General features: G+C 62.4%; 20 protein-coding genes. 15 read left to right on the forward strand and 5 right to left on the reverse strand.

Features of this window, described 5'->3' with window-relative positions:
• Positions 1-14: 14 nt before the first annotated feature.
• From yfmH to LKD37_RS08545, 4 genes are all read right to left on the reverse strand, one after another.
• Complete coding sequence (gene yfmH / locus LKD37_RS08530; protein WP_302928828.1) at positions 15-1,286, reverse strand: EF-P 5-aminopentanol modification-associated protein YfmH; 1,272 nt, start codon at positions 1,284-1,286, stop codon at positions 15-17.
• Complete coding sequence (gene yfmF, locus LKD37_RS08535; protein ID WP_302928829.1) at positions 1,286-2,551, reverse strand: EF-P 5-aminopentanol modification-associated protein YfmF; 1,266 nt, start codon at positions 2,549-2,551, stop codon at positions 1,286-1,288. The genes yfmH and yfmF overlap by 1 nt, the downstream gene beginning before the upstream one ends.
• 124 nt (positions 2,552-2,675) lie before the next feature.
• Positions 2,676-4,751 carry a hypothetical protein gene (locus tag LKD37_RS08540; protein ID WP_302928830.1) on the reverse strand — a complete coding sequence of 692 codons (2,076 nt, stop codon included), beginning with the start codon at positions 4,749-4,751 and terminating at the stop codon, positions 2,676-2,678.
• Positions 4,748-5,332 (reverse strand): hypothetical protein, encoded by a 585-nt coding sequence (locus LKD37_RS08545; RefSeq protein WP_302928831.1) that lies wholly within the window; start codon positions 5,330-5,332, stop codon positions 4,748-4,750. The genes LKD37_RS08540 and LKD37_RS08545 overlap by 4 nt, the downstream gene beginning before the upstream one ends.
• A 455-nt stretch (positions 5,333-5,787) precedes the next feature.
• On the opposite strand from LKD37_RS08545, the gene LKD37_RS08550 reads away from it, so the two are divergent.
• Positions 5,788-6,951, forward strand: a complete 1,164-nt coding sequence (locus LKD37_RS08550; protein WP_302928832.1) for an ABC transporter ATP-binding protein — start codon at positions 5,788-5,790, stop codon at positions 6,949-6,951.
• 73 nt (positions 6,952-7,024) lie between these two features.
• Here LKD37_RS08550 and LKD37_RS08555 read toward each other — a convergent pair whose 3' ends face one another.
• On the reverse strand, positions 7,025-7,675 hold the full coding sequence (locus LKD37_RS08555) for a YoaK family protein (protein WP_302928833.1): 651 nt from the start codon (positions 7,673-7,675) through the stop codon (positions 7,025-7,027).
• Between the two features lie 358 nt (positions 7,676-8,033).
• On the opposite strand from LKD37_RS08555, the gene LKD37_RS08560 reads away from it, so the two are divergent.
• The 14 genes from LKD37_RS08560 (at position 8,034) to LKD37_RS08625 (ending at position 20,415) form a co-directional block, all read left to right on the forward strand.
• Positions 8,034-10,535 carry a transglycosylase domain-containing protein gene (locus tag LKD37_RS08560; protein ID WP_302928834.1) on the forward strand — a complete coding sequence of 834 codons (2,502 nt, stop codon included), beginning with the start codon at positions 8,034-8,036 and terminating at the stop codon, positions 10,533-10,535.
• A gap of 201 nt (positions 10,536-10,736) precedes the next feature.
• Complete coding sequence (locus LKD37_RS08565; protein WP_302928835.1) at positions 10,737-11,384, forward strand: GntR family transcriptional regulator; 648 nt, start codon at positions 10,737-10,739, stop codon at positions 11,382-11,384.
• A 224-nt stretch (positions 11,385-11,608) separates the two neighbouring features.
• The gene (locus LKD37_RS08570; RefSeq protein ID WP_302928836.1) at positions 11,609-12,058 is read left to right on the forward strand and encodes a dihydrodipicolinate synthase family protein; all 450 of its coding nucleotides are present in this window, start codon (positions 11,609-11,611) and stop codon (positions 12,056-12,058) included.
• Entirely contained in the window at positions 12,055-12,861 is an 807-nt protein-coding gene (locus LKD37_RS08575) for a tripartite tricarboxylate transporter substrate binding protein (protein WP_302928837.1), read from the forward strand. Before LKD37_RS08570 ends, LKD37_RS08575 begins: the two co-directional genes overlap by 4 nt.
• A complete protein-coding gene (locus tag LKD37_RS08580) occupies positions 12,833-13,015 on the forward strand; it encodes a hypothetical protein (protein WP_302928838.1) in 183 nt (60 codons plus the stop codon). The genes LKD37_RS08575 and LKD37_RS08580 overlap by 29 nt, the downstream gene beginning before the upstream one ends.
• A gap of 69 nt (positions 13,016-13,084) precedes the next feature.
• A complete protein-coding gene (locus LKD37_RS08585) occupies positions 13,085-13,549 on the forward strand; it encodes a tripartite tricarboxylate transporter TctB family protein (RefSeq protein WP_302928839.1) in 465 nt (154 codons plus the stop codon).
• A gap of 23 nt (positions 13,550-13,572) precedes the next feature.
• The gene (locus tag LKD37_RS08590; RefSeq protein ID WP_302928840.1) at positions 13,573-13,914 is read left to right on the forward strand and encodes a tripartite tricarboxylate transporter permease; all 342 of its coding nucleotides are present in this window, start codon (positions 13,573-13,575) and stop codon (positions 13,912-13,914) included.
• Between the two features lie 55 nt (positions 13,915-13,969).
• Positions 13,970-14,704, forward strand: a complete 735-nt coding sequence (locus LKD37_RS08595) for a class I SAM-dependent methyltransferase (RefSeq protein WP_302928841.1) — start codon at positions 13,970-13,972, stop codon at positions 14,702-14,704.
• Positions 14,705-14,724: 20 nt separating this feature from the next.
• Complete coding sequence (locus LKD37_RS08600; protein WP_302928842.1) at positions 14,725-15,516, forward strand: class I SAM-dependent methyltransferase; 792 nt, start codon at positions 14,725-14,727, stop codon at positions 15,514-15,516.
• 9 nt (positions 15,517-15,525) lie between these two features.
• Positions 15,526-16,467, forward strand: coding sequence for an ABC transporter permease (locus LKD37_RS08605; RefSeq protein ID WP_302928843.1), 942 nt, complete (start codon positions 15,526-15,528; stop codon positions 16,465-16,467).
• Complete coding sequence (gene nikC / locus LKD37_RS08610) at positions 16,464-17,297, forward strand: nickel transporter permease (RefSeq protein WP_302928844.1); 834 nt, start codon at positions 16,464-16,466, stop codon at positions 17,295-17,297. The genes LKD37_RS08605 and nikC overlap by 4 nt, the downstream gene beginning before the upstream one ends.
• Before the next feature lie 4 nt (positions 17,298-17,301).
• The gene (locus tag LKD37_RS08615; RefSeq protein WP_302928845.1) at positions 17,302-18,084 is read left to right on the forward strand and encodes an ABC transporter ATP-binding protein; all 783 of its coding nucleotides are present in this window, start codon (positions 17,302-17,304) and stop codon (positions 18,082-18,084) included.
• Between the two features lies 1 nt (position 18,085).
• Positions 18,086-18,832 carry an ABC transporter ATP-binding protein gene (locus tag LKD37_RS08620; protein WP_302928846.1) on the forward strand — a complete coding sequence of 249 codons (747 nt, stop codon included), beginning with the start codon at positions 18,086-18,088 and terminating at the stop codon, positions 18,830-18,832.
• A 29-nt stretch (positions 18,833-18,861) separates the two neighbouring features.
• The gene (locus LKD37_RS08625; protein ID WP_302928847.1) at positions 18,862-20,415 is read left to right on the forward strand and encodes an ABC transporter substrate-binding protein; all 1,554 of its coding nucleotides are present in this window, start codon (positions 18,862-18,864) and stop codon (positions 20,413-20,415) included.
• The last annotated feature ends 34 nt before the right edge of the window (positions 20,416-20,449 follow it).

The following is a 20,449-nucleotide window of genomic DNA, read 5'->3' on the forward strand; positions in this document are numbered from 1 at the left end:
GAATTGCTCCCATCTTACTCTTTCGGATAGATCACGGACAGGGCCATGCGCTCCGGGCGGATGTTGTCCCGGATGAAGTCCAGCAGATCCTGCTGGGTAATGGAGTCGTACACCTCTGGGAAGCGGAAGGGATCGTATCCCTGGAAGCAGCCCTCGGACACGGTGGAGGCGATGGCCTCGAAGGAGTTCAGGCTCTTGATGGACGCGCCGAAGCTGGCCCGGCGGAGCCGCTGGACATAGGCCGGGTCCACCCCCTCCCGGACCACCCGGCGTGCCTCGTCCAGAACGGCCTGCTGCACGGCCTCGGGATCGTTGCTGTCGCCGCCGCAGAACACATAGGCGGCTCCCGGCAGCAGGTCATAGGCGCTGTCGAAGGTGCCGTTGATCAGCCCCTGGCTGTACAGCCGGGTGAACAGGGGGCTGGACTCGCCCATGAGCACGTCACAGGCCAGATCCCCCAGAATGTCCAGGCGCATGCGGTCCGGCCCCTCCGGCACCGGGGGGCACTTGAAGCCCAGCAGGAAGGTGGGCATGGCCACCTCCATCCGGTCCTCGATGCGGGTCATGTGGGGGGTCAGGTCCTCCTCCCGGCCATAGTCCCGGGGGATCACGGGGCCGCTTTCCCGGGGCAGAATTTCCCGGGCAGCCCGGAGAACCTCCTCCGGGTCCACGTCGCCCACCACCACCAGGCACATATTGGCGGGGGTATAGAAGGCCTTGTGGCAGTCGTACAGGGTCTGGGCGGTGATCTGGCGGATGCTCTCCACGGACCCGGCCACGGACTGGCGGACGGGGCTGTGACGGTACAGGGCCTGCATCATCTGGCGATAGACCTGCCACTCGGGGTTGTCCTCGATCATGCCGATCTCCTGGGCGATGATGCCCTGCTCCTTCTCCACGCTCTCGTCGGTGAAGTAGGGGACGGACACGAAGGACAGCAGAATCCGGAGATTGTCGTAAAAATGCTCGGTGCAGTCGAAATAGTAGGCGGTAACGGCGTTGCTGGTGTAGGCGTTGGGCTCGGCCCCGCCCCGGGCCAGGTCCTGCATGGCGCTGCCGTCGGCGGTGTCGAACATCTTGTGCTCCAGATAGTGGGCGATGCCGGCAGGGGTGTCCAGCCACTGGCCGTCCAGCCGGAAGCGCATATCCATGCCGCCGTAGCGGGTGGTGAAGAAGGCGAATTTCCGGGCATAGCCGGGCTTGGGCACCACGCAGACGGGCAGGCCGTTGGGCAGGGTCTCCCAGATGGCCTTTTCCCCGATGCGGGGGTAGGTAAGGGTTTTCATCAGGCCTCCTCCTTTCCGTGCAGGAAGTATACGGTGTCCAGGGTTACGCTCTGGGCGGCGGCCCGGATGCGCTCCGGCATCACCTGGTCCAGCAGGCGCTGCATGGTCTCCGGGTCCTCGCTCTGGCCGGTGGCGGCCTGACCCAGGCAGTAATTTTCCAGGGCACCCTGGGAATCCGACAGGGAGATCAGGGCGCTGCGCATGGTGCTGCGGGCCCCCTCCAGCTCCCAGGGCTCCCAGTGACCGTCCCGGATCTCCTGCAATTGGTGAAGGATCTCGTCCAGGGCCCGCTGATAGTCGGCGGTCTCGATGCCGGAGGACACCGTGAGGATGCCCTTGGAGCGGACATAGGTGCTGGAGGCGTAGTAGCACAGGGACAGCTTCTCCCGGACGTTCATAAAGAGCTTGGAATTGCTGGTGCCGCCGAACAGCAGATTTGCCAGGATCATGGCGGGCACATCGTCGGTGGCGCAGCGGAAGCCCATGGACAGCTTTCCCTGGGTCACGTCCATGGCCTCGTGGATGATGCGGGGCTCCACCGGGGCGGCCACGGCACGGGGCGGCTCCGGGTCCTGGCCCGCGCCCCGGGGCAGGGCGGCGAAGGCCTCCAGCAGGGCGTCCTCCACCCGGGAGATAGGGGCGCTGCCGCAGTAGAACAGCTCCAGCCGGGAGGCGGCCATCATCTGCTGGCTGTAGGCATGGAGCTTCTGGTTGTTGATGGCGGCGGCGGCAGCCTCGTCGCCCAGACGGCTGACGCCGTAGGGCTCATAGCGGCACATCTCCTGCAGAAGCCGCAGGTCCGCCCAGTCCCGCTTGTCGTTGCGGATGGAGCGGATGCTGTCCAGCAGGTTGGCCCGCTCGCTGTCCACATATTCCGCCAGATACCGGCCGTTGCGGGTGACGGGGTCCAGCAGCAGCTCCCCCAGCAGGGCGGCGGTGGGCTCCAGCAGCTTTTCTCCCTGGGGGGCGAAGCTGTCGTCCATTACCGAGGCCACAAAGCCGATGCACTGGCACTCCGCCCGCTTGCGGATGGTGGGGTTGATCTGTGCGCCGTAGAGCCGGTCCATGGCGGCGGACAGCTGCTCAATGTCCGGGCAGGTCATGGTGCCCCGCTGGAGCACCAGCGGCAGCAGCGCCCCATAGGACGCCGTTTCCCGGCGCAGGGGGGCGATGAACTGGGCGGACAGGCAGCTGGTTTTGAACTTTTTGGCAGGCAGATAGGTGAGATATACCCGGTCCATGATCTCGCGGCGGGTCTTCTCCATATGCGGCACCTCCAGGATACAATAATACATTATTATATCGCAGGCGGCGGGAAATGAAAAGGGCTTTTCCATAAAATAAGGCTCCCGGCCGGTTGGCCGGGAGCCTTGATAAATTTAAGGGGAATCAGGCCACGCGCTTGCCCTTATAGCGGGACTTGACAGCCACGGCAATCAGCCCGCAGCCGCACAGACCGGCCAGGGTGGACCACAGGGCCACGCCCATGTCGCCGGTTTTGGGACTGTTGCTGCCAGCGTTGCCAGTGTTGCCAGAGTTGCCGGTGTTGCCGGTGTTGCCGGTATTGCCGGTATTGCCGGTATTGCCGGAGTCGCCGCCCTGACCGGGCTGACTGGGCTGGCCGGGCTGACCGGGCTGGCCGGGCTGACCGGGCTGGCCGGGCTGACCGGGCTGGCCGCTTCCTCCGGCGTCACCGCCGGAGCCGCTGCCGGTTTGCTGATAGCCGCAGACGGAGCAGACGCCATCCACGAAGGTGTGGGCACCAAAGCCGTCCTTCTGGGCGTTATCCGTAACGGTGCAGCCGTCAGCCAGGCAGTCATGCCAGTGATTCTCGCCGTCGGAGGACCAGGTATCGGACCACTGATGCGTATGCTCCTTCACCAGGGGCTTGTCCTCGGCGCTGTACATGCGCCACAGCTGGGTGCCGTAGTAGGGATTGGCGGTGCCCATATACACGCCGTTCTCGGTGGAGCAGATGGTGCGCAGACCGTGATTGGAGCCGTCGCCGAAGCCGTCCCGGGTGATGGCGTCGAAATTCACGCCGTCCTTGGACACCAGCAGGTCAAAGCCGTTCTCGCTCTGCTGGGCATAGTAGTTGCAGCCGAAGTAGTACACAAAGTTGTGGATCGTGTCGTCATACACAGCCTTGTCCAGGGCGGCAAAGATGGCCTTCACGGCGCTTTTCAGGTCATCCTTCAGGCCCTGGGTGTCGGCGCTGCACATAGCCACGCCGGTGACCTGGGCATACTCCCGGGCGAAGTTGGCACTGTCCAGCTTGATGCCCAGGCCATCGAACACCTTCTGCTTGAAGGCCTCATACTCCTCCAGCATGTTCCGGTAACCGGGCACGGGGTTCTTGTCGGCGGACATGTCCGTGGCAAAGCCTGCCAGCTGCTGGAACAGGGAGGCGGTGTACTTGTTAAACAGGAAGGTATCCAGGAACCAGTTCAGATACTTGTTGTCGTGCTGCTGCAGAACCTCCAGCACGGCGTCCTTCAGCATATCGGCCCGGCCGCTGATGTCGGCATAGTCCATATTGGCCACCTGGCCGTCGGTGATCTGGGTGAACTGATAGGTCAGAGTGGAGGTGTCATAGGTGCCGATGTACAGCTCACCGTTGTGCTCGCCGTAGCGCCAGACATACTGGTTGGAGTTGTTGCCCAGCCCCGCGCCCAGGTTGCCGATGGGGCCGTCGGGGAAATAGGGGTTGTCGTCCTTACCGGCCACCTGCTGGAAGTTGCCGTCGGCGTCCATGCGGTACAGATAGATGGAATGGTCCAGATCGTTGTACAGCAGCTCGAAGTTGCCGGAGGCGGGGACCTCCGCCAGGTCCAGCATGGGATCGTTGTAGGTGCCCAGGTACAGATAGCCGTTGTACACCCACATGTTGCAGCTCATGGAATAATTGATGCCCAGACCGAAGCCGTAGCCGCTGGTGCCGTGGTCGCCGATGACCTGGGTCCAGGTGAAGCTGCCGTCCTCATGCTTGTCGCCGCGATACATGGCGAAGCCCTGCTTGTTGATGTGGCCGTCGATGGACTTGTCGGTGACCACGGTGACGTACATGGAGCCGTTATACTCGATGATGTCCCAGATACCGCCGCCGTTGAGGCCGTCGGTCTTCATAACGGCGGGCAGGCCGTCAAAGTCGTCCTGATCTGCCACACGCCGCCAGGAGCTCAGACCCGCGGTGGGATCGGAGCTGGCCACGATGATGCCGCCGGGGGTACCCTTGCCGTCGTAGTTGTCGGAGGCCAGGCACATATAGATCTCGTCGTCAAACACCAGCAGGCCGTGAACGCCGTTGGACACGCCCTGGGTGTAGTTGATGTTGTGATAGGCGATGGAGCACTCGTTGGTCTCGGGGTCCACCTCGATGAGGGTGGCGGTGGGGTTGCCCATGCCGGCAAAATAGATCTTGCCCTTGAACTCAAAGGCCATGCGATAGCCGGCCAGATAGTTCACGCCCTTGAGATAAGGGGGATAGCCGGGAAGATGTCGGGGTAATCCTTCAGAATGTCCCGCTCCCGGAAGATCACCTGGGCCTCGCCGGTGTAGCGGTTCACAGCCATGATCACGGGGGTCCACTGGGACATGGGGGTTTCATCGAAGGTGTCCGTGCCGAACATGACCTTCACAAAATCCGCCGCGGCCCGGCTGGTGTCCACATTCTGGTCCAGCTTGCCCGCCTTCTTCATGGCGTCCAGGGACGTCTTGACGTTGTTGTGATAGATGTAGTAGGTGGAGTTGTAGCAGGTGCCGATGTAGACATAGTCACCGGCCTCGGCCATGGACCAGGAGTAGCTCTGGCCCCGGTCCTGAAGGTCGCCGGTCAGGATACCGTCCACCTCTCCGGCACCCAGCGTGGGGTGGGAGACCTTGTCGATGGTGTAGCCGCCCTTGGAGTAAACACCCTGCTCCAGGGGCTCGTAGCTGATGGTGTCGTCGTCATTGCGGACGACGGCTGCCAGTGCGCCGTTGACCAGGCTGACCGTCATAACCAGGGCCAGCAGAACAGCGGTGCAGGCTTTGAACGCTTTGTGCATGTTATCCCGCTCCTTTGAAATAATTTGCCTGTCCTCGAACGAAGAACACTTTATCTATAATATGTGCACCGACAGGCACACAGTAATTTAACATAGTTTCCATGCTTTTACAATAGATAAAAACTGAAAATGCAATAATTTTTTCTTATAACAGAAAAAAGAACGGGCGATGACGGCGTTTTTTGCAGAGTTTTCCAATAAAGGCAACGAAATGCGGAAAATTTTGACCAAAGGCGGTTGCCAAAGGGCGGCAAGGGGTGGTAAAATAAATGTATCCTATTCCAACCGGCGGCGGCCACTCCACTTTCTTGGCCCCCTGCCGGAAAAACAAAGGAGGAACCAGGTCCCGCTGAGACTGGCGGTGCGGCAGTGTGGAGACCTGCCGTAAGGCGCTGCGGCTTCGCCGGGCGCGAGACCGTTCCATGCGGAGGCAGAACGGTTACAGTCTGTATATTATGGCAGAGGTCATTCTGAAAAACCTCAAGAAGGTGTACCCCAACGCGGAGAGCAAGAAGACCAAAAAGGGCGAGCCCCAGAAAAAGGGCAATCTGCAGATCACCGACGAGGGCGTGGTGGCGGTGCAGGATTTCAACCTGCACATTGCGGACAAGGAGTTCATCGTGCTGGTGGGCCCCTCCGGCTGCGGCAAGTCCACCACCCTGCGGATGATCGCCGGTCTGGAGGACATCTCCGGCGGCGAGCTGACCATCGGCGGCAAGCTGATGAACGACGTGGAGCCCAAGGACCGGGACATCGCCATGGTGTTCCAGAGCTATGCCCTGTATCCCCACATGACCGTGTATGAAAACATGGCCTTCTCCCTGAAGCTGAAGAAGCTGCCCAAGGACGAGATCGACAAGAAGGTCCGTGAGGCCGCCGAAATTCTGGACATCACCCAGTATCTGGACCGCAAGCCCAAGGCTCTGTCCGGCGGCCAGCGGCAGCGCGTGGCCATTGGCCGGGCCATCGTCCGGGACCCCGCCGTGTTCCTGATGGACGAGCCCCTGTCCAACCTGGACGCCAAGCTCCGCAACCAGATGCGGGCCGAGATCATCAAGCTGCGGGAGCGCATCGACACCACGTTTATCTACGTCACCCATGACCAGACCGAGGCCATGACCCTGGGCGACCGGATCGTCATCATGAAGGACGGCTTCATCCAGCAGATCGGCACCCCCCAGGAGGTGTTCGACCACCCGGCCAACCTGTTTGTGGCGGGCTTCATCGGCATGCCCCAGATGAACTTCTTCGACGCGAAGCTGACCCGGCAGAACGGCAGGTATGCCGTCACCGTAGGCGGCGTCACCGTGGAGCTGTCCGACGAGAAGCAGCAGCGCCTGGCCGAGCACAACGTGGCGGAGCAGGACGTGACCCTGGGCGTGCGCCCGGACCACCTGATGCTCTGCGCCGACGGCATCAAGGGCACCGTGGACGTGTCCGAGATGATGGGCTCCTCCGTGCACCTGCATGTGGCGGCCGAGGGCAAGGATGTGATCGTCATCGTTCCCACCAACGGCGCCGCCGCCCACTTCCCCATGGGCAGCGAGGTCAACATGATCTTCGGCGGCAACGTGGCCCACGTTTTCGACAAGGAGACCGGAAAGAATCTGGAGTGGTAAGTAAATAAGGCTATAGAACAGGCATCCCCCGGCGCAATGCGCCGGGGGATATATTTATACGATGAGCGGATGCTCAGGCCCGGCGCTCCTCGTGGATGAACATGACCAGGAAGCTGACGGTCAGCAGGGCGCAGGACACCCAGATTCCCCGGACGGCGGATGCGCCGGTCAGCAGGGCTCCCAGACCGGCACCCAGGGCGAACAGGCCGATGACGCCGAAATATGTCAGGGCATTGCGCAGGGCCTCCGGCTCATGGGTGTGGAAATAGGCGCACAGGGCCTCTGTGCCGCTGCGCATGTTGCCGATGCACATGGTGCTGGCGTAGGCATGGCCACGGACCTTGCGGAAGGTCTGCAGCTGCATGGCGCAGGAGAAGGACACCAGGGAGTTGGCCACAGTGTTCAGTGACTGGGGCATAAAGCCCACCGCAAACAGCACGGCGATCTCCGCCAGGATAATCAGCTGACGCCAGTGGACCTTTTCCATGTGCTTGAAGCGGCGGTGGATGCATTCCGCCGCGAAAATTCCCGCTATAAAGGACAGAACGGGGATCAGATACCGCAGGCAGTGGTCCCAGGCCCCCTCAAACAGATAGGCGCTGAACAGCACAATGTTGCCGGTCTGGGCGTTGGCAAAAACGCCGCCCCGGCAGAGATAGGTATAGGCGTCCTGAAGGCCGCCGGATACGATGATGAAGGAGGCTGTCAGCATGGATTCGGACATCTGGCCCCGCAGTCGATGGATAAACACAGCTTGCACCAGGCTTTCTGAAAATTGACCGCCCTTCGGCGGCCCACTGATTATACGACAGGGGAGGGGATCCGTCAAGAGTCCGCCGGGGGAGGGGTTTGGAGGGAACGGAGAGGTGAATTTGCGGCCATATGGTGAGAGAACAGGAGGATTTTTTCGGTTTTTCCGCGTAAAATCTATGTAATAATTCGAAATTTTTATCAAATGACAATTTTCAGCAGTTGACAGGTATGGTACAATGGTTTTTATTATGGAATAGAATGTTTTCTCATCCATGCCGCGATCGGTGCGGCGCATACACCAGTAACAGAGAAAGGAAGGTGCCCTGTCTATGAACAAAGACAACCAGCCGAAAAAGACAGAGCAGAGCGCCAAAACAGGGAAAAAGTCCGGAAAGGGCCGCCGTGTGGGGCGGACCATCGGCATCGTCCTTGGTACCATCCTCCTGGTCACCGTGCTGACCTCCGCCATCTTCGTGGGGATCTTCATGACCTACGTCAACACGTCCCTGAAGGGGCATGTGGAGGTGGACATGTCCGAGTACGACCAGAAGGTGTCCACGGAGCTGTACTATCAGGATCCGGATACCAAGGAGCTGGTCATGTACCAGACCCTGTTCGGCGACGAAAACCGCATCTGGGTGGATTTTGATTCCATCCCCAAGAACCTCCGCAATGCCACCATCGCCATCGAGGACAAGCGCTTCGAGAGCCACCACGGCGTGGACTGGCACGGCACTGTCCGGGCCGTGTTCCGTACCCTCACCAACGGCAATACCCAGGGCGGCTCCACCATCACCCAGCAGCTCATCAAGAACGTCACCGGCAACAACGAGAACACCGTCAAGCGCAAGGTGACGGAGGTGTACCGGGCTCTGGCCCTGGAAAAGGACTATTCCAAGGACGAGATTCTGGAGATGTACCTGAACACCATCTACCTGGGCAACCAGTGCTACGGTGTGCAGACCGCCTCCCGGACATACTTCCACAAGGACGTGTCCGAGCTGACCCTGGCTGAGTGCGCGTGTCTCATCAGCATCACCAACAACCCCTCCCAGTATGACCCCCTGCGCAGCGACTGGACCCGGGAGCAGAACCGCAACCGGCAGCTGGACGTGCTGGACGCCATGCTGGCCCAGGAAAAGATCGACCAGGCCACCTATGACGCCGCCAAAGCCGAGGAGGTGGTATTCACCAACGGCTACACCAACCTGGGCAACTATGTGGGGCCCCAGGAGGAGGACGAAAAGCCCGCCGTGGTCAGCACCGCCAACAACTCCTACTTCACCGACGAGGTCATCACCGATGTGGCCGAGAAGTTTGTGGAGGTCTTTGGCCTGACCGACGACCCCGCAGACGCCGACGGCTATGTCCGCACCGCCTTTGAAAAGGCCGTCAGCAAGGTCTATAACGGCGGCTACAAGATCTATACCACCCAGAACCCCAAGATCCAGGATATTGCGGAGTCCGTGTTTGAAAACACCAACTATGCGAACTACACCGACTCCAAGGGCGAGCCGCTCCAGGCGGCCATCACCATTGTGGACCCCTACACCGGGGATGTGGTGGCCATGGTGGGCGGCACCGGCGCCAAGGAGGTGGACCGGGGCTGGAACTGGGCCACGTCGGCCCGGCAGCCGGGTTCTGCCACCAAGCCCGTGTCCGTGTACGCCCCGGCTCTGGATAACGGCACCATCACCGCCGCCTCCGCCATCGACGACTATCCCGTCCGGGACCTGCCCGGCTACGGCGCATGGCCCTCCAACTCCGGCAGCGGCTTCCGGGGCCTGACCTCCTTCTATACCGCCCTGGTCCGCTCTCTGAACACCTGCGCCGTGCGCACGGTGGAGGAGCTGGGCACCTATCAGTCCTACACCTTCATGGTGGAGAAGCTGGGCTTCACCACCCTGACCCAGGCCGACAGCCAGCAGTCCGGCAACATGGGCCTGGGCGGCTATGAATACGGCGTCACCACCGAGGAGATGGCGGCGGCCTACGGCGCCTTCGTCAACGACGGCGTGTACACCCCGCCCCGGACCTTCTATCGGGTGGAGGACTCCCAGGGCAACCTGGTCTGCGAGAACAACAAGGAATCCAACGTGGCCATGAAGGCCACCACCGCCTATATCATCCGCCAGACCCTCAAGAGCGTCATCACCAGCGGCACCGGCGGCGAGGCCCGGTTTTCCGGCATGACCATCGCCGGCAAGACCGGTACCACCGACGAAAACCGCGACCGTTACTTCGCGGGCTTCTCCCCCTATTACAGCGCCGCCGTGTGGACGGGCTATAAGTCCAACGAGCGGTTCTCCGAGTCCCTGGGCAACCCCTCCGCCGTGCTGTGGCGCGAGGTCATGCGCCGCATCCACGACGGCCTGGAGAACAAGGACTTCAACAGCTGCTCCGGCCTGGTCCAGGTCACCGTCTGCCAGGACAGCGGCCTGCTGGCCACCGACGCCTGCACCCACGATCTGCGGGGCAATCGCGTCACCACCGTCACCGTGGCGGCAGACACCGCCCCCACCCAAAGCTGCAACGTCCACAAGATGGTGCGCTACTGCAAGGACGGCAAGCACCTGGCCACGGAATACTGCCCTGCCAGCAGCGTGGTGGAGATTGCCGCCCTGGATTGGAACCGCGAGATCATCAAGAACATCAAGGCCCAGGACGACGAGTACCTGCTCCAGACCCTCACCGGCAAGGAGGAGGGCGAGTTGTGCCCGGTGCACAACAAGAAGCCCTCTATCTTCCCCATCATCCCTGGCGATGACGACGATGACGACGACACCCGCTTCGGCTCCTGGTCGGATTGGTGGGACAAGCTCCTGCCGTAAGCCCAAGATTTTTCCCAAAATCCCCGCCCCAGTAGATGAGGCGGGGATTTTGCAAGGACTTTCACTGAAGTCTCTTTTTACATTTCTAATAAAAAATTAAAAATTAAATTGTAAGCTTTGTGTATTGCTTTTTACAGAAAAAGGCTGTATGATAGGCATGTAAAGCGGAGAGACAAAAAACAAGGATGAATGGTGAATTATATGGCACTGAAGAAGAACCTGGACGTGACGATCCACGAGGCATTTCTGGAGGAGATCCTGCGGGGAAACTGGTTACCGGGCCAGGCCCTGAACCTGGACGAGCTGGCCGAGCGCTACGGCGTCAGCCGGACGCCGGTGCAGCAGGCTCTGAAGCGGATGCATACCCAGGGCATGGTGGTGTTTTCCAGCAAGGGACATTTCTCCGTGCCGGCCTTCAGCGAGAAGGAAGTGTGCGACATCATTGAGATTCGCCTTCTGCTGGAGCGTCAGGCTCTGACGGACATTCAGCGCAAGGCGCTGCCGGTGGACTATCAGACGCTGGACCGTCTGGCCAGGGAGTGCATCCTCTCCAACGAAACGGACGATGTGGTCAGTGCCCGCCGCACGGACCTGGACTTCCACCGGGTGCTGGTGGAGCAGGCCGGGAACCGGTGTCTCAGCGAGGTCTATGACCGGATCCAGGGCCAGTTCATTGTGGCCAACTATCTGCTGGCCAGCCACACCCGGGTGCAGCAGGAGAGTGCCTCCGGCGACCATGAGATGATGCTCGATGCCCTGCGGGCGGGGGATTTCTCCCGGGCCCACGGCATCATTGAGGAGCATATCCAGGGCGCCTGCCAGAAAATCCTGATCAAAATGCACGCATAAACGAAACGATATCCCCAAGCATGAGTTGACGGCGGTCCGGAACAAGCTCCGGACCGCCGCGCCGTTATCCGCTCCACTGCACAATGGGATAACCTTGAGCCATCGGAAAGGGATATCTTTTTTCAGACCATAAAAAATTAAAAATTAAAAATTTTTCTTATCCCTTCCTGAGAAGCAGGTTACATAAAAATCCAACAGATAAAAATGGGAAAGGAAGAATCATCATGAAAGTGAAAGAAACCGCCAAGAAGCCTTATGGTATCTGCCCTGCGTCCATGACCATCTGGAACGCCGACCAGACCTATAACAAGAAGGGCATGGAGAAGTATCTGACCTGGCTGCTGGACAACGGCGCACAGTCCATCTCCATCTGCGGCAGCACCGGCGAGAACGTCGCCATGAACATGGAGGAGCAGCGCGAGATCATCGGCCACGTGGCGTCCTTCCTGAATGGTCAGGTGCCCCTGATCTGCGGTACCGGCCGGTACGACACCCTGAACACCATCAAGATGAGCAAGTATGCCCAGGACTGCGGCGCCGACGGCGTGATGGTGATCCTGCCCTACTACCTCAATCCCCACAAGAAGGCCGTTATGCAGCACTTCCGCGACATCCGCGCCGCGCTGGATATCCGCATGATGATCTATAACAACCCCTGGTTCTTGCCTCTGTGATCATTCTTACGCTGGTGGCCTGCGGCAGCAAGCCCAGCGATAACAACAACAATACGGATTCCACCGCCTTCCCCACCAAAACCATGACCATTGTCTGCCCCTACGGCGCAGGCGGCGGTACGGACCTGGCCCTGCGGATCCTGGCCGAGTGCGGCAAGGACACCTTCGGCCAGACCATCAATGTGGAGAATAAGACCGGCGGCTCCGGCACCGTGGGCCTGACCGAGGCTCTGAACGCCGCCGCTGACGGCTACACCCTGGGCACCTGCTCCGTGGACCTGATCACGCTGCCTCTGCTGGGCCTGGCTCCCGCCGAGACCACCCGCGACGCCTTTGATCCCATCTGCGTCATCAACGGCGAGCCTGCCGCCATCATCATCCGCGCTGACTCCCGCTGGAACACCATCCAGGACTTCCTGGCTGAGGCCAAGGAGAAGCCCGGCACCGTCCAGCTGGCCAACTCCGGCATGGGCAACATCTGGCACCTGGCTGCCATCGGCATCGAGCTGGAAACCGGCGCCAGCTTCAACCACGTCCCCTTTGACGGCGCTGCTTCCGCCCTCACCGCCGTTCTGGGCGGCCATGTGGACGCCGTGACCTGCTCCGCCGCCGAGGCTGCCTCCAACATCGCCAGCGGCGAGCTGAAGGTCCTGGCTGTGGCCAACACCGAGCGCCTGGAGGCCTATCCTGACGTGCCCACCTTCCAGGAGGTCGGCGTGGATCTGACCATCGTGGCTCTGCGCGGCCTGTGCGTCAACAAGGCCCCCCGACGACGTGAAGAAGGCTCTGTGCGACGGCTTTGAGAAGGTCATCAACAGCGATGCCTGCCGCGAGAAGATCGAGGCTGCCAACATGACCTACATGCCCCTGAACGCTCAGGAGACCAACGACATTCTGGACAGCATGTCCGGCAACTTTGAGAAGATCATCAACGCTTATCTGAATTCTGCGAACTGATCGTCTTAACCGACTCAAGTGGGCGGTACGCACAGGGGTGTGTACCGCCCACACTCGAAAGGAGAACTTATGAAAAAGCTGAATATTGTATTCTCCGTGGTTCTGATAGCGGTTGCCGCATTTTTCTTCTTTTACGCCGATACCTTCAAGATGCTGCCGGGTCAGACGGAGATCGGCCCCGGCGCTTTCCCCAAGGCCGTTTGTGTGGGCCTGGCAGTGTGCGGCATCCTTCTGATTATCCAGGAGCTCCGCAAGGACGGCAGTGAAAAGGCGGAGCTGTTCAGCAAGAAGCTGCTGATCGGCATTGCCGCCGCCGTGGCCTATTTTGTTCTGCTGAAAATTCTTGGCTTCGTGCTGGACAGCATCTGGGTCGTGTTTGTGATGATGGCCCTGCTGCTCAACGAGCCGTTCAAAAAGGCGTGGCCGCTGATGCTGGCCGTGTCGATCCTGGCGCCTGTGGTGCTGTATGCCATCTTCGGTATGTTCCTGAAGGTCCCTCTGCCCAACGGAATCCTTTCCGGCCTGTTGGGCTGATATGAGTTAGAACGGAGGTTTATATGGGAGTAATTACAGCGCTGGGTGAGCTGCTGTCTCCTCAGTATCTTCTGATGATGATCGCCGGTACTATGGGCGGCATCATGATCGGCGCAATGCCGGGCCTGACCTCGGTGATGGGCGTGACGCTGCTGCTGCCCTTTACCTATGGCATGGACCCCGCGGCCGGTATTTCCATGCTGCTGGCCATCTCCTTCGGCGCGATTTACGGCGGCTCCATCACCGCCATCCTGATCGGCACACCCGGCACGCCGGCCTCGGCCGCCACCATCCCTCTGCTCCGAATTCCTGAAATTTTATCCCCCCGGGAGGCTTCCGCACCGGGACGGAAGCCGCTACAATAGAGAAAAATGCGGCGCACCATAGCCGCAAACGGAAATCGGAAAAGGAAGCATGGCCATGATTTCGGAATTGGAAAAGAGAGTGCAGCGCTACTGGACCCAGCGGTCCCACGACTTCGGAACCGTCCGGAGAAACGAATTGGAGGACGAGATGGGCCGGAAGTGGTTCCGGGAATTGGAAAAGCACTTACCGGAAAACGGAAAACTAAAAATTCTGGATGTCGGAACGGGGACGGGCTTTTTCGCGGTGCTGCTGGCCCAGGCCGGACACCGGGTGGAGGGGGTGGACCTGACCCCGGCCATGCTGGAGGAGGCCCGGGCCCTGGCGGCCCAGCGGGGGCTGGACATCACGTTCCGGGAGATGGACGCCCAGACCCTGGACTATGAGGACGGATGCTTCGATGCCGTTATCAGCCGGAACCTCACCTGGACGCTGCCGGACCCGGAGCGGGCCTATGGCCAGTGGTTCCGGGTGCTGAAGCCCGGCGGGGTGCTGCTGAACTTTGACGCGGACTACGCCGCCAACGTCCGCAGCCGCAGCACCCAGAACCGCCGGGTGCCGGCGGACAGCCCCTATGGCCATGTGGGCATGACCGACCGGCTGCAGCGGGAAAACGACGAGATCACCCTGACCATGGACGTGGGCCGGGCCCGCCCGGCCGGGGACCGGGAGGTGCTGGAGGGCATCGGCTTTGCGGACTGCCGGGTGGACACCCGGGTGGGGCGGCGGATCCTGGGGCCCCTGGACCTGGAGCACGCGCCCATGTTCGGCATTGCGGCCCGGAAGCCCTGACGGAAAGAGAGGAGCACATTATGCGTACATTTGCTACCTATGAGGAAGAAAATATCCACTACTGGACCCATCGGGCCTCCGGCTACTCCGCCGTCAACCAGGAGGAGCTGGCCACCGATCAGAAGGCCGTGTGGCGGGGCGTGATCGCCGGGAAAATCGCCGGAAACCACCCCGGGAAGCGCCCGGATGAGATCCGGGTGCTGGACGTGGGCACCGGGCCGGGCTTTTTTGCCATCATTCTGGCGGAGCTGGGCTATCAGGTGACGGCGGTGGACTACACGGCCTCCATGCTGGAGGAGGCCCGGCGCAACGCCGGGGCTTTGGCCGGGTGCATCCGCTTCCGGCAGATGAACGCCGAGGAGCTGACCTTTCCGGCGGACTCCTTCGACGTGGTGGTCACCCGGAACGTGACCTGGAACCTCCGGGACCCGGAGCGGGCCTATGGCCAGTGGTCCCGGGTGCTGAAGCCCGGCGGGGTGCTGCTTAACTTCGACGCCAACTGGTACCGCTATCTGTGGGACCGGGGGGCGGAGCAGGCCCATGCCCGGGACCGGGAGAACCTGTGGGCCTCCGACGTCCGGGACGAGACGGCGGGAACGGATGTGTCCGCCATGGAGGCCATCGCCCGGCAGGCGCCGCTGTCGGCCCGTATGCGGCCGGGCTGGGACCTGGGGGTCCTGCGGGGCCTGGGGCTGCAGGCGGCGGCGGACACCGAGATCTGGCGGCAGGTCTGGACCCGGGAGGAGCGGATCAACAACGCTTCCACCCCCATGTTCCTGGTGGAGGCCCGGAAGTGTCCCCTGCCGCAGTAAGGTGACGGCATGAGGCGATACATTCTCAAGCGGCTGCTGCAGCTGATCCCGGTGCTGCTGGGCGTCACGTTTCTGTCCTTCGCCATGATGCGCCTGGCCGGAAGCGATGCCATCACCGAGCTGTACGGCGACAAGGGGGCGGTGTCCCAGGAGATCATCGACGCCAAGCGGGCGGAGCTGGGACTGGACCGGCCGTTTCTGAGCCAGTATTTCTCCTGGCTGGGGGGGCTGCTGACCAGCGACATGGGCACAAGCTATGTGTCCGGCCGGGACGTGTTCGGCACCTTCGTGTCCAAGCTGCCGGCCACCCTGCTGCTGACGGCCCTGTCCGTGGCGGCCACGGTGCTGCTGTCGGTGCCGCTGGGCATCCTGGCCGCCGTGCGCCATGACCGGTTCACGGACTATTTCCTGCGATTCTGCAGCTTCATCGGCAACGCCCTGCCCAATTTCTTCGTGGCTCTGCTGTTGATGCAGGTGTTTTCCATCCGGTGGAGGCTGCTGCCGGTGCTGTCGGAGGGGATTTCCCTGCGCAGCGCCGTTCTGCCCACCCTGACGCTGGCCATCGCCATGTCCGCCAAGTATATGCGCCAGGTCCGGGCCGCCGTGCTGGAGGAGCTGAACCGGGACTACGTCACCGGCGCCCGGGCCCGGGGCGTCCGGGAGGGGGTCATCCTGGGCGGAAGCGTGCTCCGGTGCGCCATGCTGACCATCCTCACCCTGCTGGCCCTGTCCGTAGGGAGTCTGCTGGGGGGCACGGCCATCATCGAGAGCATTTTTCAGTGGGACGGCGTGGGCAAGCTGGCGGTGGAAGCCATCACCATGCGGGATTATCCCATGATCCAGGCCTATGTGGTGTGGATGGCCGTGATCTATGTGGCGGTGAACCTGGTCACGGACCTTTTATACCACGCGCTGGATCCGCGGATCCGACTGGGGGTGAGCCGGGAATGAGACAGCCATCCATCCGGCGCGGCGTCAGGACCCGGCTGGTGATTTTCGGGATCCTGGCCCTGCTGCTGATTCTGTTTTCGGCGTTTTCCGCGTATCTGACCCCCTATGACCCCTATTTGCAGGACCTGAGCCAGGCCAAGGCCCCTCCCTCGGCGGAGCATCTGCTGGGGACGGACCGCTATGGCCGGGATATGCTGTCCCGGGTCATCGTGGGGAGCCGCACCAGCATTTTCTCCACGCTGCTGCTGGTGGCGGCGGTCACCGTGCTCGGCACCGCCGTGGGCCTTTGCGGCGGTTTTTTCGGCGGATGGGCGGATGCGGTGCTCATGCGCGTATCCGATATATTCCTGGCCTTTCCCGGGCTGGTGTTCGCCCTGGCGGTGGCCGGGGCCCTGGGGGGCGGGCTGCACAACGCCATTCTGGCGCTGGCCGCCGTGTCCTGGCCCAAATATGCCCGGCTGGCCCGCAGCCAGACCCTGGCCCGGAGGGAGGCCCCCTGGATGCGGGCGGCGCGGCTCTCCGGCAGCGGCACGGCGGGGCTTCTGCTGCGGCATATGCTGCCCAATATCCTGGGCCCCATTCTGGTGACGGCCGTGCTGGATATCGGCACCATGATGATGGAGCTGGCGGCCCTGAGCTTTCTGGGCCTGGGGGCCAGGCCGCCTATCGCCGAGTGGGGCAGCATGATGAGCGATGCCCGCAGCCTGATGACCACCTCGCCGTGGATCACCTTTTCCCCGGGAATCGCCATTTTCGTGTCGGTGATGATCTTCAATCTGCTGGGGGACGCCGTCCGGGACTATGCGGACCCCAAAAACCGGGGGAGGTGAGGCTATGGAGGCGCTTCTGGAATACCGGCAGACGGACGTGTGCTACGGCGGCGTCCGGGCGGTGCGCGGCGTGAGCTTTACCCTCCATGCCGGGGAAATCCTGGGCGTGGTAGGGGAGAGCGGCTGCGGCAAATCCACCCTGCTCCGGGCCGCCATGGGCCTGCTGGGCCCCGGGGGCCTGGTGACCGGGGGAAAGATCCTCTATCGGGGGGAAAATCTTCCGGACCTGTCCGCCCGGGCCCGGCGGCGGCTGAACGGCCCGGAGCTGGGCATGATCTTCCAGAGCGCGGGCAGCGCCTTCTGCCCGGTCCGCAGGGTGGGAGATCAGCTATACGAAATGATGCGGGCCCACGGCCCGATGGATAAGAGGGCCTTCCGGCAGCAGGCCGGAGCGCTGTTGGACCGGCTGGGCCTGGAGGACGGCCCCCGTATCCTGAATAGCTATCCCTTTGAGCTGTCTGGCGGGATGCAGCAGCGGGTGGGCATTGCGGCGGCCATGCTGCTGCGGCCCCGGGTGCTGCTGGCGGATGAGCCTACCGCTGCCCTGGACGTGTCCGCCCAGAAGCAGGTCCTGGAGGAGCTGCTTCTGGTGCGGGAGAGCTTCGGAACGGCCGTGGTGCTGGTGTCTCACAATCTGGGGCTGGTGGCTGCCATGGCGGACCGGGTGCTGGTGATGCACCGCGGTGAGATCGTGGAAGCCGGAGAGACCCGGCAGGTGCTGCGGCAGCCCCGGGCGGACTATACCCGGCGGCTGCTGGAGGCCGTGCCGAAACTGAGGAGGGCGTGAAATGGAACCGATCCTGTCTGTTCGGGAGCTGACCAAAACCTTTTCCCGCCCGGGGCAGGGGAAGCTGACGGCCGTAAACGGCGTCAGCTTCGACCTGCGGCCCGGGGAGCGCCTGGGGATCATCGGCGAAAGCGGCAGCGGGAAAACCACCGTGGCAAACCTCATCACCCGGCTGCTGGACGCCGACGGAGGGCGCATCCTCCTGGACGGGGAGGACATCACCTCCGTCACCGGCCGGGACCTGCGCCGGGTGTACCGGAAGATACAGATGGTGTTCCAGACCCCGGCGGAGTCCTTCGACCCCCGCCGCACCTTAGGGGACGGGGTGGGGGAGAGCCTGCGCGGCCTGTCCCGCCGGGAGGCCCGGCAGGAGGCGGTGCGCCTTATGGAGCGCTGCGGCCTGCCGGGGGAGTTTGCCCGGCGCTATCCCCATGAGGTCAGCGGCGGGCAGTGCCAGCGGGCGGCCATCGCCCGGGCCCTGGCCATGGGGCCGAAGGTGCTGATCTGCGACGAGGCCACCTCGGCCCTGGACGTCACCGTTCAGAAGGAGATCCTGGACCTGCTGCGCGGCCTGGAGGGAGACCTGGCCATCCTGTTTATCTGCCACGACATCTCCCTGGTGCAGCAGTTCTGCCACCGGGTGCTGGTGATGCACCGGGGCGAAATCGTGGAGCAGGGGACGCCGGATGAGGTGATCTGCCGCCCGCAGCATGCGTATACCCGGCACCTGATCGACAGCGTGCTGTGATATAGAAAAACAGAAAGGAAACAAGAGAGATGAGAGAAAAAAGAGCGCTTCTGCTGCTGACGGCCCTGAGCCTGGTGCTGACGCTTCTGGCCGGCTGCGGGAATACCGCGCCGGATACCGGGGAGAAAACCATGGTCATCGGCGACACCACCTTCAACTCCGAAAACTGGGAGGAGACCGTGGACCCCCATCGGACCTATAACGGCTGGGCCTGCATCCGCTACGGCATCGGCGAGACCCTGGTGCGGTATACGGACTCCATGGAGCTGGAGCCGTGGCTGGCCAGGTCCTGGAGCAACGACGGCGACCGGACCTGGACCATCGTTCTGCAGGACAATGTTACCTTCTCCAGCGGCCGGAAGATGGATGCGGCGGCGGTGAAGCAGTGCCTGGAGCACCTGCTGGAAAACCACGACCGTGCCCCCGGCGATACCAAGATCGCCGATATGCAGGCGGAGGGCCAGACCCTGACCATCGTCACCAGTCAGCCCAATCCTGCCCTGATGAACTATCTGGGGGACCCCTACGGCTGCATCATCGACGTGGACGCCAGCGATTTTGAGAAGGGCATCGTGGCCGGTACCGGCCCCTATGTGGTGCAGGAGCTGGTCACGGACGACCACCTGACCCTCACCAAAAACGAAAACTACTGGAACGGCAGTCCCAAGCTGGACAAGCTGACCATCCGCACCATCTCCGACGGCGACACCCTGTCGGCGGCCCTGCAGGCCGGGAACATCGACGCGGCCTACGGCATGGCCTATGAGGCGTATCCCAACTTTGAAAACGACGACTATCAGTTCTCGGCCATCCAGACCTCCCGGGCTTTCTTTGCCTCCATGAACATGGCCAGCCCCGTGATGCAGGACCCCGCCGTTCGCAAGGCCATCGCCATGGGCATTGACAAGCAGGGCTTTGTGACGGCTCTGCTGGACGGCCACGGGGTCGTGGGCACCGGCGCTTTCCCGGACGGCTTTTCCGGCTTCGGCGGCGAAAACGTGACCACCGAGAGCTATGACCCGGAGGGCGCGCGGCAGGTGCTGGAGGCCGCCGGGTGGCGGGATACCGACGGCGACGGCATCCGGGAGAAGGACGGCGTGAAGCTGACCGTCCGCTGGCTGACCTATCCCAGCCGCCAGGAGCTTCCCCTGCTGGCGGAGTCCGCCCAGGCCACCCTGAAGGACATCGGCATGGAGGTGGACATCAACTGCACGGCCAACCGCCGGGAGTTCCTGGCGGACATGAACAGCTGGGACGTGTACGCCTCCGCCATGGTCACCGCCCCCTCCGGGGACCCCCAGTATTTCTTCACCTCCTGCTGTGTGCCGGGGATGAGCTATAACTTCGGCGGGTATGACAATGCGGAGGTGACCGAAATGGTCAGCCGGCTGGCCGGGGAGTTCGATACCGCCCGCCGGAGTGAGCTGGCCATCCGGCTGCAGCAGGCCATTCTGGACGACAACGCCTATGTGTTCTGCTCCTTCCTGGAGATGAACATGATCTCCCGCAGCTATGTCACCGGCTATACCGCCCACGCCTGCGACTATTACCAGGTGACGGCGGACCTGGATATTCAGCGATAAGAAGAACAGCGCAGCGGCGGCACGAAAGTGCCGC

This window comes from Brotocaccenecus cirricatena, from assembly GCF_020687045.1.
GTDB lineage: Bacteria > Bacillota > Clostridia > Oscillospirales > Oscillospiraceae > Vescimonas > Vescimonas cirricatena.

Excerpts from the sequence above, each read along its gene's own strand:
- yfmH (WP_302928828.1), bottom strand. The coding sequence starts at position 1,286 with ATGAAAACCCTTACCTACCCCCGCATCGGGGAAAAGGCCATCTGGGAG.
- yfmF (WP_302928829.1), bottom strand. The coding sequence starts at position 2,551 with ATGGAGAAGACCCGCCGCGAGATCATGGACCGGGTATATCTCACCTAT.
- LKD37_RS08545 (WP_302928831.1), bottom strand. The coding sequence starts at position 5,332 with ATGCACAAAGCGTTCAAAGCCTGCACCGCTGTTCTGCTGGCCCTGGTT.
- LKD37_RS08550 (WP_302928832.1), top strand. The coding sequence starts at position 5,788 with ATGGCAGAGGTCATTCTGAAAAACCTCAAGAAGGTGTACCCCAACGCG.
- LKD37_RS08555 (WP_302928833.1), bottom strand. The coding sequence starts at position 7,675 with ATGTCCGAATCCATGCTGACAGCCTCCTTCATCATCGTATCCGGCGGC.
- LKD37_RS08560 (WP_302928834.1), top strand. The coding sequence starts at position 8,034 with ATGAACAAAGACAACCAGCCGAAAAAGACAGAGCAGAGCGCCAAAACA.
- LKD37_RS08565 (WP_302928835.1), top strand. The coding sequence starts at position 10,737 with ATGGCACTGAAGAAGAACCTGGACGTGACGATCCACGAGGCATTTCTG.
- LKD37_RS08570 (WP_302928836.1), top strand. The coding sequence starts at position 11,609 with ATGAAAGTGAAAGAAACCGCCAAGAAGCCTTATGGTATCTGCCCTGCG.
- LKD37_RS08585 (WP_302928839.1), top strand. The coding sequence starts at position 13,085 with ATGAAAAAGCTGAATATTGTATTCTCCGTGGTTCTGATAGCGGTTGCC.
- LKD37_RS08590 (WP_302928840.1), top strand. The coding sequence starts at position 13,573 with ATGGGAGTAATTACAGCGCTGGGTGAGCTGCTGTCTCCTCAGTATCTT.
- LKD37_RS08595 (WP_302928841.1), top strand. The coding sequence starts at position 13,970 with ATGATTTCGGAATTGGAAAAGAGAGTGCAGCGCTACTGGACCCAGCGG.
- LKD37_RS08600 (WP_302928842.1), top strand. The coding sequence starts at position 14,725 with ATGCGTACATTTGCTACCTATGAGGAAGAAAATATCCACTACTGGACC.
- LKD37_RS08605 (WP_302928843.1), top strand. The coding sequence starts at position 15,526 with ATGAGGCGATACATTCTCAAGCGGCTGCTGCAGCTGATCCCGGTGCTG.
- nikC (WP_302928844.1), top strand. The coding sequence starts at position 16,464 with ATGAGACAGCCATCCATCCGGCGCGGCGTCAGGACCCGGCTGGTGATT.
- LKD37_RS08615 (WP_302928845.1), top strand. The coding sequence starts at position 17,302 with ATGGAGGCGCTTCTGGAATACCGGCAGACGGACGTGTGCTACGGCGGC.
- LKD37_RS08620 (WP_302928846.1), top strand. The coding sequence starts at position 18,086 with ATGGAACCGATCCTGTCTGTTCGGGAGCTGACCAAAACCTTTTCCCGC.
- LKD37_RS08625 (WP_302928847.1), top strand. The coding sequence starts at position 18,862 with ATGAGAGAAAAAAGAGCGCTTCTGCTGCTGACGGCCCTGAGCCTGGTG.